Annotated in this window: 15 protein-coding genes; 10 read left to right on the forward strand and 5 right to left on the reverse strand. The window is 73.3% G+C overall.

Annotated elements, in window-relative coordinates; genetic code table 11:
* Positions 1–139 precede the first annotated feature (139 nt).
* Positions 140–2,581 (forward strand): endopeptidase La, encoded by a 2,442-nt coding sequence (gene lon / locus AB0M43_RS14230; protein ID WP_363724499.1) that lies wholly within the window; start codon positions 140–142, stop codon positions 2,579–2,581.
* A 336-nt stretch (positions 2,582–2,917) separates the two neighbouring features.
* Positions 2,918–4,216 carry an alpha/beta fold hydrolase gene (locus tag AB0M43_RS14235; protein ID WP_363724501.1) on the forward strand — a complete coding sequence of 433 codons (1,299 nt, stop codon included), beginning with the start codon at positions 2,918–2,920 and terminating at the stop codon, positions 4,214–4,216.
* 196 nt (positions 4,217–4,412) lie between these two features.
* On the opposite strand, the gene AB0M43_RS14240 is transcribed toward AB0M43_RS14235, so the two are convergent.
* Together AB0M43_RS14240 and AB0M43_RS14245 are read right to left on the reverse strand one after the other, a co-directional pair.
* Positions 4,413–4,796: a DUF1992 domain-containing protein gene (locus AB0M43_RS14240; protein ID WP_363724503.1), complete on the reverse strand. Its 384-nt coding sequence runs from the start codon at positions 4,794–4,796 to the stop codon at positions 4,413–4,415.
* A gap of 120 nt (positions 4,797–4,916) precedes the next feature.
* Positions 4,917–5,198, reverse strand: a complete 282-nt coding sequence (locus AB0M43_RS14245) for a hypothetical protein (RefSeq protein ID WP_363724505.1) — start codon at positions 5,196–5,198, stop codon at positions 4,917–4,919.
* Between the two features lie 226 nt (positions 5,199–5,424).
* On the opposite strand from AB0M43_RS14245, the gene AB0M43_RS14250 reads away from it, so the two are divergent.
* From AB0M43_RS14250 to AB0M43_RS14260, 3 genes are all read left to right on the forward strand, one after another.
* Positions 5,425–6,057, forward strand: coding sequence for a GNAT family N-acetyltransferase (locus tag AB0M43_RS14250; protein WP_363724507.1), 633 nt, complete (start codon positions 5,425–5,427; stop codon positions 6,055–6,057).
* 102 nt (positions 6,058–6,159) lie between these two features.
* Positions 6,160–6,660, forward strand: coding sequence for a SigE family RNA polymerase sigma factor (locus AB0M43_RS14255; protein WP_363724509.1), 501 nt, complete (start codon positions 6,160–6,162; stop codon positions 6,658–6,660).
* On the forward strand, positions 6,657–7,814 hold the full coding sequence (locus tag AB0M43_RS14260) for a hypothetical protein (protein WP_363724511.1): 1,158 nt from the start codon (positions 6,657–6,659) through the stop codon (positions 7,812–7,814). The genes AB0M43_RS14255 and AB0M43_RS14260 overlap by 4 nt, the downstream gene beginning before the upstream one ends.
* Before the next feature lie 128 nt (positions 7,815–7,942).
* On the opposite strand, the gene AB0M43_RS14265 is transcribed toward AB0M43_RS14260, so the two are convergent.
* From AB0M43_RS14265 to AB0M43_RS14275, 3 genes are read right to left on the reverse strand one after another with little or no spacing between them, the layout of a single operon-like run.
* On the reverse strand, positions 7,943–8,377 hold the full coding sequence (locus tag AB0M43_RS14265) for a hypothetical protein (protein WP_363724513.1): 435 nt from the start codon (positions 8,375–8,377) through the stop codon (positions 7,943–7,945).
* Positions 8,378–8,388: 11 nt separating this feature from the next.
* A complete protein-coding gene (locus AB0M43_RS14270; RefSeq protein ID WP_363724514.1) occupies positions 8,389–11,313 on the reverse strand; it encodes a CHAT domain-containing protein in 2,925 nt (974 codons plus the stop codon).
* The gene (locus tag AB0M43_RS14275; protein WP_363724516.1) at positions 11,310–12,470 is read right to left on the reverse strand and encodes a hypothetical protein; all 1,161 of its coding nucleotides are present in this window, start codon (positions 12,468–12,470) and stop codon (positions 11,310–11,312) included. Before AB0M43_RS14275 ends, AB0M43_RS14270 begins: the two co-directional genes overlap by 4 nt.
* A 485-nt stretch (positions 12,471–12,955) precedes the next feature.
* Between AB0M43_RS14275 and AB0M43_RS14280 the strand changes: the two genes are divergently transcribed.
* The 5 genes from AB0M43_RS14280 to AB0M43_RS14300 are packed head-to-tail and all read left to right on the forward strand — an operon-like array spanning position 12,956 to position 17,239.
* Complete coding sequence (locus AB0M43_RS14280; RefSeq protein WP_363724518.1) at positions 12,956–13,492, forward strand: hypothetical protein; 537 nt, start codon at positions 12,956–12,958, stop codon at positions 13,490–13,492.
* A 25-nt stretch (positions 13,493–13,517) separates the two neighbouring features.
* Entirely contained in the window at positions 13,518–14,741 is a 1,224-nt protein-coding gene (locus AB0M43_RS14285) for a hypothetical protein (protein ID WP_363724520.1), read from the forward strand.
* Positions 14,742–14,775: 34 nt separating this feature from the next.
* Positions 14,776–15,444: a VWA domain-containing protein gene (locus AB0M43_RS14290; RefSeq protein WP_363724522.1), complete on the forward strand. Its 669-nt coding sequence runs from the start codon at positions 14,776–14,778 to the stop codon at positions 15,442–15,444.
* Between the two features lie 2 nt (positions 15,445–15,446).
* The gene (locus AB0M43_RS14295; protein ID WP_363724524.1) at positions 15,447–16,319 is read left to right on the forward strand and encodes a protein phosphatase 2C domain-containing protein; all 873 of its coding nucleotides are present in this window, start codon (positions 15,447–15,449) and stop codon (positions 16,317–16,319) included.
* On the forward strand, positions 16,316–17,239 hold the full coding sequence (locus tag AB0M43_RS14300; RefSeq protein ID WP_363724526.1) for a hypothetical protein: 924 nt from the start codon (positions 16,316–16,318) through the stop codon (positions 17,237–17,239). The genes AB0M43_RS14295 and AB0M43_RS14300 overlap by 4 nt, the downstream gene beginning before the upstream one ends.
* Positions 17,240–17,247: the final 8 nt, after the last annotated feature.

The following is a 17,247-nucleotide window of genomic DNA, read 5'->3' on the forward strand; positions in this document are numbered from 1 at the left end:
CCGGGGTCCGGCGCGTCGGGGCGGACCGCGCCCACCGGGGCGGAAATCCTCCGTGGCGGCCGTCACACCGGGAACACCGGAGGCCCCCGTGAACTTGAGCCGAAGAGACTCATGTTTACGTGATTACAGAGGTGACCTCATGGCTACGCTTCCCGTCCTCCCCCTCTCCGAGTCCGTCCTGCTCCCCGGCATGGTCATCCCCGTCACCCTCGACGCCGCGACCCAGGCCGCCGTCGACGCGGCGCGCACGGCCGGCGACGACACCCTGCTGGCGGTCCCCCGGCTCGACGGCGAGTACGGGCCGGTGGGCACCGTCGCCGTCATCGAGAAGGTCGGCCGGCTGTCCAGCGGCGAACCGGCCGCCGTGATCCGGGGCCTGGCCCGGGGGAAGATCGGCTCCGGGGTGCCCGGGCCGGGGGCCGCCCTGTGGGTCGAGGTCACCCGGTTCGAGGAGCCGCCGGTGACCGAGCGGGTCCGCGAGCTGGCCACGGAGTACCGCAAAGTGGTCGTCGCCCTGCTCCAGCGGCGCAGCGCCTGGCAGGTGATCGACGCGGTGGAGCGGATGACCGAGCCCGCCGAACTGGCCGACTCCGCCGGCTACGCGCCCTGGCTGTCCCTCGAACAGCGCGCCGAACTCCTCGCCGCCCTCGACGTGGCCGAACGGCTGGAGAAGCTGACCGTCTGGGTCCGCGACCACCTGGCCGAGCTGGACGTGTCCGAGAAGATCAGCGAGGACGTGCGCGAGAGCGTCGAGAAGACCCAGCGCGAGTTCCTGCTCCGCCAGCAGCTCGCCGCCATCCGCAAGGAACTCGGCGAGGACGAGCCCGAGGGCAGCGCCGACTACCGCACCCGGGTCGAGGCCGCCGACCTGCCCGACAAGGTCCGCGAGGCGGCGATCCGCGAGGTCGACAAGCTCGAACGGGCCAGCGACCAGTCCCCGGAGTCCGGCTGGATCCGGACCTGGCTCGACACGGTGCTGGAGATGCCGTGGACGGTCCGCACCGAGGACAACACCGACCTGCGCACCGCCCGCGAGGTGCTCGACGCCGACCACTCCGGGCTCGACGACGTGAAGGACCGCATCCTGGAGTACCTGGCGGTCCGCAACCGGCGCGCCGCCCGGGGCCTCCAGGTGGTCGGCGGCCGGGGCTCCGGCGCCGTGCTCGCCCTCGTCGGGCCGCCCGGGGTGGGCAAGACCAGCCTCGGCGAGTCCGTGGCCCGGGCGCTGGACCGCAAGTTCGTCCGGGTGTCCCTCGGCGGCGTGCGCGACGAGGCCGAGATCCGGGGCCACCGGCGCACGTACGTGGGCGCGCTGCCCGGGCGGATCGTGCGCGCCATCCGCGAGGCCGGCTCGATGAACCCGGTCGTACTCCTCGACGAGGTGGACAAGCTGTCGGCCGGCTACGCCGGGGACCCGGCCGCCGCGCTGCTGGAGGTCCTCGACCCCGCGCAGAACCACACGTTCCGCGACCACTACCTCGAGGTGGACCTCGACCTGTCCGACGTGCTGTTCCTGGCCACGGCGAACGTCGCCGACACGGTGCCGGGGCCGCTGCTGGACCGGATGGAGGTCGTCACCCTCGACGGGTACACGGAGGCGGAGAAGGTCGCCATCGCGCGCGGGCACCTGTGGCCCCGGCAGCTGGACCGGGCCGGGCTGACGCCGGAGGACGTGACCGTGACCGACGAGGTGCTGGGGCTGGTGGCGTCGGAGTACACCCGGGAGGCCGGGGTGCGGCAGTTGGAGCGGGCGCTGGGCAGGGTGCTGCGGAAGGTGGCGGTCGAGCTGTCGACCGCGCCGGCAGTCGGGGCGGGGGCACCCGGTTCCGGTGTCGTCGGGGCACCCCGGGTCGCGCCGTTCGGGTTCGCGGCCGGGCTGGACGAGGAGCGGCCGGCGGCCGACGCCCCGTCCCCGGACAGGGACACCACCGTGGACGTGACGCTCGCGAACCTGAAGGACTACCTGGGCCGGCCCCGGTTCACCCCGGAGTCCGCCGAGCGCACGGCGGTACCCGGCGTGGCCACCGGGCTCGCGGTCACCGGCGCGGGCGGCGACGTGCTGTTCATCGAGGCCACCGCCCTGGCCGACGGCGAGCCGGGGCTGACCCTGACCGGCCAGCTCGGCGACGTGATGAAGGAGTCCGCGCAGATCGCCCTGTCCTACCTGCGGTCGCACGGCCCGGAGCTGGGCGTCGACCCGGCGGCCCTGCACCGGCGCCTGCACCTGCACGTGCCGGCGGGCGCGGTCCCGAAGGACGGCCCGAGCGCGGGCATCACGATGGTCACGGCGCTGGCGTCCCTGGCCACCGGCCGGCCCGTCCGCCCGGAGATCGGGATGACCGGCGAGGTGACCCTCAACGGCCGGGTACTGCCCATCGGCGGCGTGAAGCAGAAACTGCTCGCCGCGCACCGGGCGGGCCTGACCGAGGTGATCGTGCCGGCCCGCAACGAGCCGGACCTGGACGACCTGCCGGCGGCCGTCCGCGACCAGCTGACGATCCACGTGGTGGCGGACGTCGCCGACGTGGTGCGGTTGGCGCTGCGGCCGGCGGAGGCGGGCACCCTGGCGCACGCCGCCTGACCGTCCACGCCCTCGCCGGGCCGCTCCCCTGGGGGTGGTCCGGCGAGGGCGTTTCGCCACCTGTCCGGTGTCACCGGCCTACCGTCGGGGGCCGTCGAGATGCACGCAGGCCGTTCAGAACGTCCATTATCGACATACTGCGCTGTCAATGGCGTACCTGTCACGCATTGTGATGCTTTGGATGTTCGCGGGGGTCACGCTCCCGGACCGGGGCGGGCACGTTGCGGGCCGCCACCCGCGACGGGGGGCGCGGGCGGCGGCACAACTTCCGGATACCCGGGAAGGGCGATCCGTAACCGGTATCTTTGCCGGCACCCTTCGAGAGCGGAGTACCCGATGGAGTTCGTTCTGCCCGCCCCGACCGGACCGCACCCGGTGGGCGTGACCGACGCGCACCTCACCGACGCCGGCCGGCCGGACCCGTGGCTGCCGGAGCTGGCCAGGGAGCTGATGGTGAGCGTCTGGTACCCGGCCAGCGATGTCACCGGGCGGCCCCGGGCCCCGTGGCTGCCGGGCGGGGCGGCGGGACTGTTCGACGCGCTCGTGGCGGCCGGGGGCTTCCCCGCCGGAGTCGTGGACTGGACCTCCCCGACAGCCGGCCATCTCGGAGCCCCGGCCCTGCCCGCTCCGGCCCCGAACGCCGCCTACGCCGACAGGTCCGAGCGGAGCACGGCCGGCCCGGGCACGGCCGGCCTCGGGGACGCCGCCGGGCCGGTCGTGTTGTTCTCCCCCGGGCTGGGCATGGCCCGTGGCACGACCACCGCGCTCGTCTCCGACCTGGCCAGCCACGGCTACACGGTCGTAACCGTCGACCACCCCGGGGAGGGCTCACCGGTCGCCTTCCCCGACGGCCGGGTCCGCACCGACGGGGCGCTGACCGACGAGGTGGCCGGGGATCAGGATCTCATGGCCGGGTACATCGGGCGCGCCCTCGACGCCCGGGTCGCGGACCTGTCGTTCGTCCTGGACAGCCTGCCGGCGCTGACCGGCCGGGGAACGGCTTCCGGCGCGGGCGGGTCCGGGATCGGGGTGTTCGGGCACTCGTTGGGCGGGACCGCCGCGTGCGAGGCGATGGCGCTGGACGCCCGGTTCGCCGCCGGGGCCAACCTGGACGGCCCGCTGGGCGCGTCGCCCTCGAACCCGATGCCCGCCGGCAACGTCGCCCGGCACGGCCACGACCGCCCGTTCCTCCTGCTCGGCGCGGCCCGGTCCCGCCCCGACGGCGCGGGCGGCCACCGGGCCCGCAGCCACGCCCCGGACGGCGACCCGGGCTGGGCGGACTTCTGGGCCCGGCACCGCGGCTGGAAGCGGGACCTGACCCTGTCCGGCGGGACCCACCACGGCTTCACCGACTTCCTGCCGATCTACCGGGCGGCCGAGGGCTCCCCGGGGCTGGCCGGGCCGCTCTACGACCGCGTGGTCGGCACCGTCGACCACGGCCGGGCGGTGGCCGCCCAGCGCGCGTGCCTACGGGCCTTCTTCGACCGGTTCCTGTCCGACGGGCCGGACGGGTCAGGCGGGCTGGCCGGGCCGGGCCGGCCAGGCGGGCCGGGTGGGTCAGGCGGGCCGGGTGGGTCAGGCGGGCCGCTCGACGGGCCGAACCCGGAGTGGCCGGAACTGACCCCGGCGCCCTGAACCCCAACCCACGCCGCCGGCCCGGACATGCCCCGATCCGTGGGCGCCGCAACTGCCGGCTTGGGCCCGAGCCAAGCGGGGCTTGGGCCGGACAGGCCGGGGCTTGGGCCGAGCGGGGCCCCGGGCTAGGACGGGCAGGGCAGGGACGGAGCCGGGGCCGGGGCCGGGGCCGGGGCCGGGGCCGGGGCCGGGGCCGCTAGCTGGCCCGGTGTTCCTTCCAGCGGGCCACGACCTCGTCCTCGTCGAGCGTGTTCACCACGATCGACGGCCCCTCCACCGCACCCCGGCGCACCTCGAGAATGCGCGCGTTGAGGTCGGCGACGATGCCACGGACGGCCCGTTCCGAGTACTCCTTGGCGACCGTGTCCATGATGTCCTCGGCCTCCTTGCGCAGGGCCAGCGCGGGCGGCCCGACGAAGCTGAGCTTCTCCCGGCGCATGTACTCCCGGACCCACCAGTTCTCGTCGTACGTGGTGCCCAGGTTGGGGATGGGCTTGCCGGCACCGGGCAGGTTCGCGAACTCGCCGCGTTCCTCGGCCTCACGGATCTGCCGGTCCACACGCAGCTCGTGCCTGTCCATGGGTGTCACCGCCTCATTCGGGTACCCCGAGTTTAATTGATCTTTCTCGGGCGCAGGGGGCCACCGCCCTGGCCTGCGCCAGGTGCGGCGGCGACACCCGGTTCACCTCACCCGCCCGGGCTACCCGGAGCCGACTGGAATGGCCTGCTGTGACAGGGCCGGGGCCGCTGGGTCATGAAGGCCGGGTCCCTTCAGGCGGACCCAGCCCGGGCCGGCCGTGAGCAGCGTCGCCAGATTGTCGGCGCGCTCTCTGGCCAGGCACTCCACCAGCCTGTTCTGGCCGGCGACGGTCACCTGCACCTCGTAGCGGCCGCCGGCGGGGTTGAACCGGACGAACACCTCCGCCCGCTCGAACTCCGCCCGCTTGCCGTTCCACCAGTGCGCCGTCGTCGTCATCTCCACCCCGAAATACTCGAACACGTGTACGCACAAGTCAAGGCGACACGGCGGGCGCGCCGACGCGGGTGCGAACCCCGAGCCGCCGGACGGAACGGGGCACAGTTTGTGACGCAGATCACGTGTGATGACGCGAAATACTCGCGCCGGACCGCGCTCAGGCCACCCACAAGGCACCCCAGAGCCGCAGGAGGGCGGTCGGTAGTGCCGACCAGTACTCCCCTGAACGGGGTTGCCTTTTTCGGGGCAGAATCGGGCTCCGGGGGCCATCGCGGTCGGGCGGAACGGGCTCGTCCGGCGGCCGGCGCGCCGCTACCTTGGCCGCACGCCTGAGCTGATCCCGCCCACCACCCGCCCGCACGCCGCCTTCCTGGAATGCCGCGACGACTGGGGCCGCGGCCTCGACCACGAGGACGGCTTCGGCCTGTCCGTCGACGACGATGTCGACTCCCCCGCGGGATTCGCCGCCTGGGTCCACGCCCGGACCCGGGGCGACCACCCGGCCAGCGAGCCCTGCCCGGACCGGCCGCACGGCTCGCCCCGGTGGATCGTCGAGGACGGCCGGGTACTCGGCGGCATCGCCCTGCGGCACCACTTCGACGACACGGTCGGCCGGATCGGCTACGGCGTGCGACCGTCGGCGCGCCGTCGGGGCCTGGCCAGCTGGGCCCTGGGCGAGACGCTCGAGCGGGCCCGCGTCGTCCTGGGCCTGGACCGGGTCCTCATCCCCTGCCTCGCGGACAACGTCGCCTCGGCCCGCACCATCGAACGCAACGGCGGCGTCCTGGAGTGCATCCGGGTGAACGCGCTCGGCGACCGGGTGCGGCGCTACTGGATCGATGTGGACCGGGGACGCCCAGAATGACCCGTTCCCGGCGGGCCGCCACCCATGCGACCCGTCGGGATGCCAACCTTTCCGGGGTGCCGGCGCGTCTCACAGCGGGACACCCACGCGAGAGAGGGTTCGATGGACGAACAGGACTTCCGTGACTTCGTCGCGGCCCGGTCCCCGGCGCTGCTGCGGACCGCGTACCTCCTGGTCGGCGACTGGCACCGGGCCGAGGACCTGCTCCAGACGGCGCTGACCAAGACGTATCTCGCGTGGCGCCGGCTCGGGCGGATCGAGGCGGTGGAGGCGTACACCCGAAAGGTCCTGGTGAACACGGCGACCAGCTGGTGGCGCCGCCAGTGGACCGGCGAGCGGCCGACGGCGGACCTGCCCGACACCCCCGGCCCGGACGGCCTCGACGCCCTCGTGGTCCGCGACGAACTGTGGCAGCAGGTCCGCCAGCTGCCCGCCCGGCAACGCGCGGTCCTGGTCCTGCGCTACTACGAGGACCAGTCCGAGGCGGAGACCGCCCGGCTGCTCGGGGTCAGCGTGGGCACCGTGAAGAGCCAGACCTCCCGCGCCCTGGGCACCCTGCGGGTCCAGCTCGGCACGCGCATCCCGGAAGGAATGGACCGATGACCCCGACCGAGGACGACCTGCGCCGCTCGCTCAACCGCCAGGTGGCCGTCCCGCCCACGGCCCCGGAGACCCAGGGCCGCGCCGACCGGGCGATCGGGGCCGCCCGGACCATCCGCCGCCGCCGCGCGCTCGCCGTCGGCGCCGCCGCCCTGGTCCTCGCCGCCGGCGGGGTGTTCGCGGCCACCAGGGGCACCTCCCGAGACGTGCCGCTGCCGCCCGCCGACCCGGTCCCCACCGTCGGCCCGACCCCGCCGCTGACCGACTCCCCCCGCCTCGACCTGGTGCTGTTCCCCCGCGACGACCGGGACATCTCCCTCTGGTCGGCCGAGAAGCGGGGCATCGTGCTCCCGAAGACCCCCGCCCACGTCGTCAAGGTCGCCGACGGCTGGCTCACCCTCGGCGACTACGGAGTTCCAGAACCCTCCTTCTGGGTACGGTCCACCCTGGAGCGGGTCCCCCTGCCCGCCGACATCTCCCACGTCGTCGTCGCGCCCGACGGCCGGCGGGTGGCCTGGCGCTCCGACGGGCGGCTGGCCACCGGCACCCTGCGCGACGGAAAACTGGTCACGGAGAACCAGACCCCCGCCCCGGCCGAGGGCGGCCCGCTGGCGTACACCGGACAGGCCGTCTACCTGGGCCGACCCAACAACGGCGGCATGGAGTGGCACGACATCTGGGTCCCGGCCCGGGGCGCGTACGCGTCCACCCCCGGGCAGGTCGGCGACCAGACCACGGTGCTCGCGCCCACCCCGGACGGGAAGTTCCTCGCCGTCCGGCCGGGCGGATGCCTGGTGCTGCTCGACCCGCTGGACGGGCTGCGGACCGTGAAATCGGTCTGCGGCCTGGCCGTCGGCGCGCTGCGGGACCAGCCGGTGTCCCCCGACGGGCGGTACCTCGCGGCCATGTTCACCCCGGCCGACAGCGGCGGGGCGTCCCACGCGGCGGTGTTCGACCTGGGCACTGTGTGGGAGACCGCGAAGCCGCTGATCGTGTACGGGCGCGGGTACGACGTGGCCTGGGAGAGTGCCGGGACGCTGCTGGGGTCGGACGGGACCGGGCTGGTGCGGTTGCGGTTGGAGTCCGTGGAGCCGGTGGTGGTGCGTGCGCCGGGGGTGGATCTGGGGATCGCGCGGCCGGTGCGACAACCGGGCTGAGCCACGGCCACCGCGCCGGCCGCCGGATCACGTCGAGGGTGCCGGCACCGGTCGAGCCGGGCCACCCGGGGCGGCGACACCCCTGGTGGTCGGGCTCGACCGCGTTGCGCGGCGAGGCGCGGGGTGGGTCAGCGTCGGCTGGTCCGCCAGCGCCGGGCGTCGGCGTCCCAGTGCAGTTCGGTACCACGGCGGAAGGCGGTGAAGTCCAGCCCCAACAGCTCCCGCATCGCGCGATCGTCCAGGGCCGCGCGTTCCGTGAGTACCGCGATCACGCCGCTCGACGCGCAGCTGATCCGGATCTCGCGGCCGGGCTCCCCGCCGCCCGTGCGCAGCCGGCCGAGCGCCCGGCCCAGGCGTCCTGCGGCGTCCGCGCCGAACTGACCGGCCAGGGCGGTGACGAACTGCCCGAGGAACGTGCTGATCAGGACATACGCGGGCAGGTCCTCGACGCTGCGGCTCGACGCGACGATCTCGGGCACGGTGCCCAGGTCCTCGAACAGCTGCCGACGCAGGTCGGGGTGCGGCTCATAGGGAACGTCGACGTGCACGGTGGGCATGGTCACGGGTGTTCCTCTCAGTCTCCGGTCAGCACGAGCGGAGCCCAGAAATAGGGGTGGGCGAACGGGCGTCGGTCGCGTTCCGGCTGCGGGAGCCAGGACTCGAGCGGATAGACGTGGGGCAGGTACGCGTGCAGGTCCGCGCGGGTGGCCCGGCTCAGCCAGCGCTGTGCTCCGGTCAGCGCGGCGGCCGGGGACAGCCCCTCGGAACGCCAGCCCTGGTAGAAGCGGGCGACCAGGAACACGGCCGCCTGGTCCGTGACCTTCCACTGGGAGGCCACCACGCCGGCGAGGCCGATCTGCAACATCCCGCCGGGCAGGCCGAGTGACTCGTCCGGGGCGTCGCTGCTGGTGGTGTGGGTCTCGCACGCCGACAACACGGCCAGCCGCCGGACCCGGAACACGACGGCGCCCAGGTCCCGCAGCGTGACACTGCCGTCGGTGAGGAGCAGGGCACTGTCGAGGATCTGGTCCGGCCGGGCCACGCCGTGACAGGCGAAGTGCCAGACGTCGTGCCCGTCCAGGGCGGTCAGAACCTCGTGGCGTCGCGCGCCGGGTACCTGGCCGGCGTGGTCGCCGCCCGCACGCCAGCCCCGGATCACGTGTTCGGTCTCGTCGCGGGTGTGCCGCAGCCGGGCCGCCGGCGCGCGCCGGTGGCCGTTCGGCGCGTCCACCGCCAGGAGCCGCAACGGGCGCCCCTGGAAGGCCGCCGCCCGCCGCCAGGAAGTGACCAGGGACCGCGCGTTCGGCGAGTACCGCAGGGTGACGTCGTCGGCGAGGCAGTGCCAGGCGTCCTCCGGCCCGGAGCGGTGTCCCGCGGCGTGCAGTGGCAGGTGGCTGAGCGCGCCGACCGGTACCAGGGTCGTGACCGCGTCCCGGGGCAGCCGGGCCGCGAGGGCACCGATCCCCGCCGTCCACAGGAAGGTGACGGTCCGGTCGAGGCTGTCCTGGTCGTACCCGCCCGTCGCCGCTCCGACGTGTTCGGCCACCGCGGCGGCGCTCAGGCCGGGGAGCCGCACGATCTCCGGGTCGCCGGCGTCGCGGACCACCACCGCGTAGCCGCCCCGTTCGGCGGCGGCGAGGTAGACCACCGGCCCCGCCCCGGTCGCCGCGGCGATGTCCTCGTAGGTCACGTCGGGGACCACGTGGGCGTACCCGCCGAGCCGGGCCACCTCCCAGGCGACCGTCTCGTACTCCGCCGCCGCGCGTTGCAGGCCGAACGCGAATCCGGGTACGCCGGGCCGGCTCTCCACCTCCCGCAGCCGCCGCACGGCCCCGTGGTAGCGCGCGCTGAGTCCGGGCCGTCGCACCCCGGCGACGAGCCGGTCGAGGTCCGGGCGTTCGCGGGCGGCGACCTCGCTGATCAGCACCGCCCTGCCGCGTTCCAGGGCCACGGCGGCGTCGCGCGGGCGGCCGGCGCGCGACAGCCAGTACCCGGCCTCCCCCGCCGTGGACTGGACCCTGGTCAACAGGGTCTCCTTGGCCGCCCACAGGTACTTGCCGAACGCCGCCCTCGGCACGGTCGCCATCAGGTGGTGGTACGCCTCGGCGGTCACGGCGGCATCGTCCTGGGTGGTGGCCCAGTCGACCCACATCCGGGCGGTCCGCAGCGCGGTGTCCGCGGCGCCGCGCTCGGACCCGGTGGCCGACGCGCGCATGGCCACGGCGATCTCCGCAGTCGGTGGCCCGTCGGGGAACAGCCGGGCCCAGGTACTCAGGGTCTCCGCCCGCTGCTCCAGCGCGTTGAGCCTCTGCTCGCACCGGCGCTCCGTCAACGGACGACACAGCCGCTCGGCCTCGTCGAGGTCGCATTCGGCGGTCTCGGCGGTCGCCCACTCACTGTCCGCGCGTTGGGTCAGCAGGCTCGCGAGGATCAGGTCGGCCTCCCGTGCCCGGTGACCGCGTCGGCCGACGAGCTGCCGTGCCATCCGGCAGAACGCGATGGCCTCGGTCAGGTCGGAAGGCTGGTCCCGGATGCCGAGCTGGGCGGCGAGTTCCAGGTAGAGCTGGGGAAGTCGCGGCCGGGCGGCGGCGGACGCGACGGAGACCGCCCGGCGGTACCGGCTGATCGCCGCGTTCACGTGCGCCTCGGCGTGGCCGTCGGACGGCATCCGCCCGGCGAGGTCCGCCTCGTACTGGGCGTATGCCGTGTGTACGTCGACCCAGCCCGCGGCGGCGTCGTCGGGCAGGAGGTCCATCACCGCCGCGAGGGCCTCCAAGGCCTCCGGGTACCCGGCGAAGTCGTGATGGCTGTGCGCCTTGGCCTGCAGGGCCTCGACCAGGGTGAAGAGCGCGTTGAACAGCCGCACCGGATCCCTGGGCGGGTCGGCCCGGACCTGGTTGAGCAGCGCGGCGGCCCGCACCAGCCCGTCGGGGCGTGCACCGGAGGTCGCGGAGGCGATCAGCGCCCGCGCCTCGCTGATCCGGAGCCCCTTGGCGTCCTCCTCGTCGAGCTTCTCGCCGCGGGCCTTCCCGACGTGTTCCAGAACCCGTTCCGCCCGATGCTCCGGGACCACGACGGTGCCCGACACCAGCAGCCGGACGACGACCCTGGACAGCGACTGCTGCAACTGCCAGAAGACCACGATCGACGTCGAGCCGGTCACGATCCAGGCCGGCACCGGCGACATGCCGAGGCGCGACACGAGCAACCAGCAGAACCCCGGTGCGAAACCGACGGTCATGCAGGCGGCGGAGAGCCGCGCCAGGATCGGCCTCGGCCGGTCGCCCACCAGGGCGAAAGCCAGGAGGCCGACGGTGGCCGCGTCGAGCACGGCTGACCACAGGCCGATCAGGTGCGCGTGCGGCGAACCCAGCGCGACCGCCCTGGTGGAGAGGTAGCTGCCGCCGGAGCAGGCCAGCCCGAGCAGCAGGAAGACGGCGACGACCACGCGCCGCAGCCGTGCGCGGCCCCGCATGGAGCGCGGCACGGGGATTCTCACCAGGAGTCCGGCCCGTGTGTCGTGTGCCACCGCCGGCGCTCGACGCCGTTGAGGAACCGTTCGGACCAGCCCTGACCGTGGAGGAACTCCAGCGCGGCGTCGAGGACGGGGAGGAAACCGGGCTCGTCTCCGGCGTACTCCTGCAGGCACCGGCTCGCCCCGAACACCTCCCAGCCGGCGCCCGGCAGTACCGCCGCCGCGACGGCCTCGACCGCGGCGCGCGGATCGGCGCGGGCGTGTTCCATCACGGGTCGCAGGCACACGTCCCAGACCAGAGAGCCGTCCAGGCCGCTGACCTGGTCACCGCGCTCGTGCCAGGCCAGGCACAACATCCGCAGCCCGAGGTCGGTGGGCCGCGCGCCCTCCTCCGGCGCGGCCCGGTGGTCGCCGATCCGCAACTGGCGGAGCGCGTCGAGCAGGCTCTCCTCCTCGTTGTTGCCGCCCGCCCGCAGGCGGCCCAGCCGTGCGTACCCCTGAATGTGGTCCGCGGTCGTGACGTCCCGCATCCGCGCCATCAGGTCGGTGAGCGCGGACCACAGGGGTTCGGCATGCGGCGACGGCGCGGTGACGGGGTGCTCCAGGAACGTGATCAGGCAGCTCGCCAGCTGCCGGCAGTTGGTCCGGCGGCCGTTGTCCTCCAGCTCCGAGGTGTCGGCCGCCGCGTACCAGTCGCGCAGCACGTGGGCCGCCAGGTCCGCGTGCCCGTGGTCGACGGCGCACTGGAACGCGTTCCACCGGTGGTAACCGCCGTGGAAGGTACGCTGTGCCGCCTCCGTTTCCTTTATCAGCCGGTCGATCCGGGCCCACCGTTCCGCGGCCAGTTCGGGCCGGGTGTGCGCCAAGGCGTCGGCGAACCACCACACCGCGTCCTCGGCCCGGGCCTCGTCGAGGTCACCGGACCAGCGCGGCGGGCCCGCGAGCCGCGCGTCGATCTCCTGCCGCCTGGCCTGGTGCTCCCATGGTTCGGCGAGCCGATCGGTACGGATGCCCGCGTCGCACTCGGGGCATCGCCGGGGCCACCGTCGGGGGTCGGATCCAGGACCACTGTGGCCACACCCCGGATCGGCGCAGATCCAGGACCGGACCACGGCCTCGGGCGGTGGCTGGTAGCCGAACGGGGTGGGGGGCGTTCCCGTGAATCGGCGGAACAGACCCACGTGTGGACCTCTCTCCCTCTTGGACGCGTGAAACCACCTTCTGATTCTGAACGTCACCGCAAGTGACGGAACCATCCGTTCGGCTGTGCATGACGCGCGATGGCTGTCGGATTGAGGACGCAGATCTAGAACACTTTGGTAGGTACAAGTTGCAGTCCGCGCCGCCATTCCATCGACCTGACCAGCGGAAATGCAATAGCTGCCCGGGCGCGGTCGAATGTAGATCCACACAGTCCTTTGTGTGCCGTGAATAATTCTCGCGAACGCCGCACCGAAAAGATCCCCCGAAATGACGGCGGAGAGTGGCCGGGGTTTGCCCGCACGACGTCACTCTGATACAAAAACAGAGCCCAACCATTGACGGCGTCCATTCAGCCGTCGTCCGGCGCGAATTCCGGTAAGGCCTTCTCCGGCGACCATTGCCGACACACTCCGAGGTGCTGCGTGGCTCCATCCCGCCCTTTTCCCCCGCCACCGGCCGGACCGTGCTGACAGGACGGTCCGCCAACGGCTCGCGCAACTCGATGATGCTCGCCGGCTGGCTCTTCGCGGACCTCGCGCTGGCGCTCATGGTCCTGTTGCTCGGCAGCGCGACCGACCTGCCCGTGCAGGCACTGCCGAGCCCGACCGCCAGCGCCTCGCGGAGCCCCGTGCCGTCGGCGACACCGTTTCGCCCCCTCGGCACCGAACAGAAGCCGTTCACCTTCGTCGTGCAGAGCAACGGCCAGGCCCTGCTCAACCGGGACCCCGCCGAGGCGGGGCGGGTCAGGGCGGCGATCCAGCAGCACCTGGCCGCCGCGACGAAGGCGGGTCGCCGGGTCGCGTTCGTCCTCACCTTCGGCACCAGCGAGAGCCCGGGGACCGGCGTCTCCCTCGCCCGAATCGGCAACGACCTGTTGCGCGAGGCCGTGCCGGCCGCGATGACCGGCGCGGCGGTACGCGACTTCTGGCAGGCGACCGGGCAGGAGGGAGCGGCCGAGGGCGCGCTGTCCTTCGAGCTCTACTTCTTCGTGAGCCAGTGACCCACGACCCCACCCGCGAGGAGCCATGTCCACCCCCACGATGACCGCCAGCCTCGTCGCTCCGGATCTCGAGACCGCCGGCCGGATCAGGGACCTGGCCGCAGAGCCCGCCCTGGAGGCCCGCCGGGCCCGACTCCTGGAACTCGCGGACGTCCTCGAGGGCCGTGCGCCGGCGACCGCCTGGGCACACGTCCCCCTGCACGCCGCGCTGGGCTATCCGGTCACCCCGGCCCCGGCACGCCGGCGTCCCGTCCTCCACGCCATCAATCTGCTGCGGATGTCACTGGTCTTCGCCCCGATCCTCGTCACGTGGTGGGGGCTCTTCCAGGCGTCCTCGCTGTACCGGGCGGAACTCGCCGCCCACCCCGACATCGGGGCGCAGTCGTTCTTCCGGCTCTGGCTCGGCGGGTTCGACGGCAAACTCGGACTGACCTTCGAGAACATGGCCCTGATCACGGTCGGCTCCATCGGTCTGCTGATCGTGACGAACCTGCTGTCGGAGTCCGCGCAGTCCTCCGACGAGGACCGCGCCGCCCTCGACCGGTTGCGCCTCGTGGAACGCCTCGGCGACGTCCTCACCGACGCGTCGCTGCACCTCGCGCGGCTGCGGCCGGAGACGCCCGAGCAGTTCGGCGTGGAGCTCGTCCTCACCGCACACCGGCTCGCGGACCTGGTCGGCCAGGTGCACGCCGCAGCCGCCGCCGCGACGGACGCGATCCGGGGTGCCGAGGCGGCCGCGTTGGCCTCGGAGCAGACCGCCGCGGTGGTCGGCCAGGGCGCGGCGGCGCTCACCCAGGCCGTCTCCGGGGTCTCCGGCGGCATCCGGCACGCCGAGACGACGATCACCGGGTTGCTGGACACGATGCAGGCGCGCGACGCCGCGACCGCGACCGCGCTCACCGGTGCCGTGGCGGGCGCGGCCGGCAGCCTGGAGGCGGCGGTCGACGGGGTGCGGGCCGCCGTGGAGTACAAGGCCGCCGTGTCCGACGAGAACCGGGAGAACATCGGCCGACTGCTGGCCGACCACGAACGGTTCCTGACCACCGTCGTGACCGACACCGGCGGAGAGCCGCGAACCGTGCACGTGCAGGCCCTCGCCGCCCAGGTCGCCCGGCTCACCGACACCGTGCACGCCCTCGCGGCGGTCCCGGTGGCACTGTCCTCGGCCATCGACCGGCTGACCGTTCGGATCGACCAGTTCACCCCCTACGCTCCCCCGCCGCGCCGCCGTTGGCTGCCATGGCGCTGACGCCACCCCCCGACCCTTCCGAGGAGACCCCCTAGTGAGCGAGCAGATCCTGCCCTTCTACGTCGTGTGCGACGAGTCCTACTCCATGGAGCCCTATATCGACAGCCTCAACCAGGGGCTGACCGAACTGCACAAGGCGATCGGCGTCGACGCGATCGTGGCTGACAAGACCCGGTTCTGTCTGATCGGCTTCTCGGGCACCGCCGACGTGCTGCTGCCCTTGTCCGACCTCAGTGAGGTGACCGAGCTCAACGGGCTGACCGCCAAGTCGGCCACCAGCTACGCCCGCGCCTTCGAACTGGTCCGCGACGTGATCGACCGGGACGTCGCCGCGCTCAAGCGGGACGGGAACCTCGTCTATCGCCCCGCCGTGTTCTTCCTGTCCGACGGTCAGCCGACCGACGACACGCCGTGGGAGCCGGCGTACCGGCGCCTCGTCGACCAGACCTGGAAGTTCCACCCGAACATCATCGCGTTCGGCATCGGCGACGCCGACCCGGACACGATCCGGCGGATCGGGACGCTGAAGTCCTTCATGAGCGATGAGGGGATCAGCCCCGGGCTGGCCCTGCACGAGTTCGCCCGGGCACTCACCAAGTCGATCGTCCGGTCGGGTACCGCGTTGGGCAACGAGAACGAGGTCACCCTCCAGCTGCCGGAGAAGATCCCGGGCTTCACCGAGATCAGGGTCGAGGCGATCTAGCGTTGCGCGAGCTCACATCAGACGCGGAGCGCTGGGGGGACAGCGGCGCCTTCGAACCCCGGACGGTCGGGGCACGGCTGCGGGCGGCGGAGCAGCCGTGGCGGTTCCCCCCGTCCTGGGGGATGTCCGACACCATGCTGGAGGCCGGCAGAATCGGGGAGGTCGAGGTCCGGGCCGCAGCCACCCGCGGTCCGTCCCACCGGTTCTACGGCGAGCCCCGGCAGGACGCGGTCGGGGTGTGCCCGATCGGCGACCGGTATCTCGCCGTGGCGGTGGCCGACGGGGTCGGCTCCGCGCCGAAGTCCGGCCTGGGCGCGTCGACGGCCGTCACCGAGGCGCTCCGGTTCCTGGCCAGGGCGCTGCCGGACGCCCCGGAGGCGGCTGGCACCCTCCCCGGGTGTTTCGCCTCGGCCGCCGAGGCCGTGCTGTACCAGGGCCCCGAACCCGCGGAACTCTCGACCACCCTGACGGTCGCGGTCCTCGGACTCACCCCGACCACCGAGGGGTACGCGTTCCACATCGCCCAGCTCGGCGACAGCCCCGCGTACATCCTGTCGGACGGGGTGTTCCGGCACCTGTTCGACGCATCGGAGACCGCGGTGCACAACGCCGCCGTGCACAGCCTCCCCGCGCACACACAGCCGGACGCGACGGTGTCAGGCCACCTCGCCGCCGGGGAGGCGCTCGTCCTGGCGACCGACGGCCTGGGCAATCCACTGGGTTTCACCGAGGTCTCCGAGTACCTCGCGGACGCCTGGCGGACCCCGCCCGGTCCGATCGAGTTCCTGTACCAGCTCCAGTTCCGGCGCAGGACGTTCGACGATGACAGGTCCGCCGTGGTGCTGTGGGCCACGGAGGCGGTGGAGGCACTGTGACGACGGATGTCGAGTACGACGACCTCGGTCCGCTGGAGCTGATCGACACCGGCGGCCAGGGCACCGTCTCCCGGGTGCCGAGCCGTCCCGGGCAGGTGCTGAAGGAGTACCTCGCCGGGGTCGCCGTCCGGGCGGACAAGCTCCGACTCCTCATCGAGCGCCCGGGCCTGATGTCGCAGGGCGATCAGCGGGCGATCACGGAACTCACCGCGTGGCCCACCGCCCGGGTCGTGCGCAACGGGGCGTGCGTCGGGTTCCTCATGCCCGAGGCCCCGGCGAGGTTCCACGTCCGACTCCAGGGACTGCACAAGTTCATGGAGGTCCAGTACCTGATGACGCCGGCGAAGCCGATGTGGAAGGACGACCTGGCACTGCCCTCGACGGAGGAGCGTCTGGAGCTCGTCAAGCAGTTCGTCCGCCTCTTCCACCTGCTCAACAGCAATGACATCATTCTCGGCGACGTGTCGATGAAGAACTTCTTCTGGGCCTGCGACGACGGCCCGGGCGTGTACGCGATCGACTGCGACGGTTTCCGGATCAACGGTCACTCCCCCGCGACGGTGCACGCCCAGACGCCCGGCTGGGCGGATCCGCACCTGCGCGCGGGCGAGGCGACGCTGGACTCCGACCGGTACAAGCTGGCGATCCTGGTGCTCCGGTTGCTGTTGGAGGACCATCACGTCACACCCGAGAAGGCGACCGCGGACGACGCGATCCTGGCCAGGTTGGACGAGGTCCTGCACCCCCTGGTCGCGCAGGCCGCCGGGCGCGACCGCCGGCCCCGGGCGGAGGCGTGGATGCACGCGCTGGACGGGCGGCCGAGGATGCGGCTGGAACCCCACGTCCGGCGCGCACCGGTCCCGGCGCCCCCGGTCGCACCACCGCCGGGGCGGCCGAGGATCACGCTGCCCGGCCGCTAACGCCGCGC

The sequence above is a fragment of the Longispora sp. NPDC051575 genome (assembly GCF_040681875.1).
Classification (GTDB): domain Bacteria; phylum Actinomycetota; class Actinomycetes; order Mycobacteriales; family Micromonosporaceae; genus Longispora.

Excerpts from the sequence above, each read along its gene's own strand:
- AB0M43_RS14240 (WP_363724503.1), bottom strand. The coding sequence starts at position 4,796 with ATGGACAGGCACGAGCTGCGTGTGGACCGGCAGATCCGTGAGGCCGAG.
- AB0M43_RS14260 (WP_363724511.1), top strand. The coding sequence starts at position 6,657 with ATGACCCCGACCGAGGACGACCTGCGCCGCTCGCTCAACCGCCAGGTG.
- AB0M43_RS14255 (WP_363724509.1), top strand. The coding sequence starts at position 6,160 with ATGGACGAACAGGACTTCCGTGACTTCGTCGCGGCCCGGTCCCCGGCG.
- lon (WP_363724499.1), top strand. The coding sequence starts at position 140 with ATGGCTACGCTTCCCGTCCTCCCCCTCTCCGAGTCCGTCCTGCTCCCC.
- AB0M43_RS14285 (WP_363724520.1), top strand. The coding sequence starts at position 13,518 with ATGTCCACCCCCACGATGACCGCCAGCCTCGTCGCTCCGGATCTCGAG.
- AB0M43_RS14235 (WP_363724501.1), top strand. The coding sequence starts at position 2,918 with ATGGAGTTCGTTCTGCCCGCCCCGACCGGACCGCACCCGGTGGGCGTG.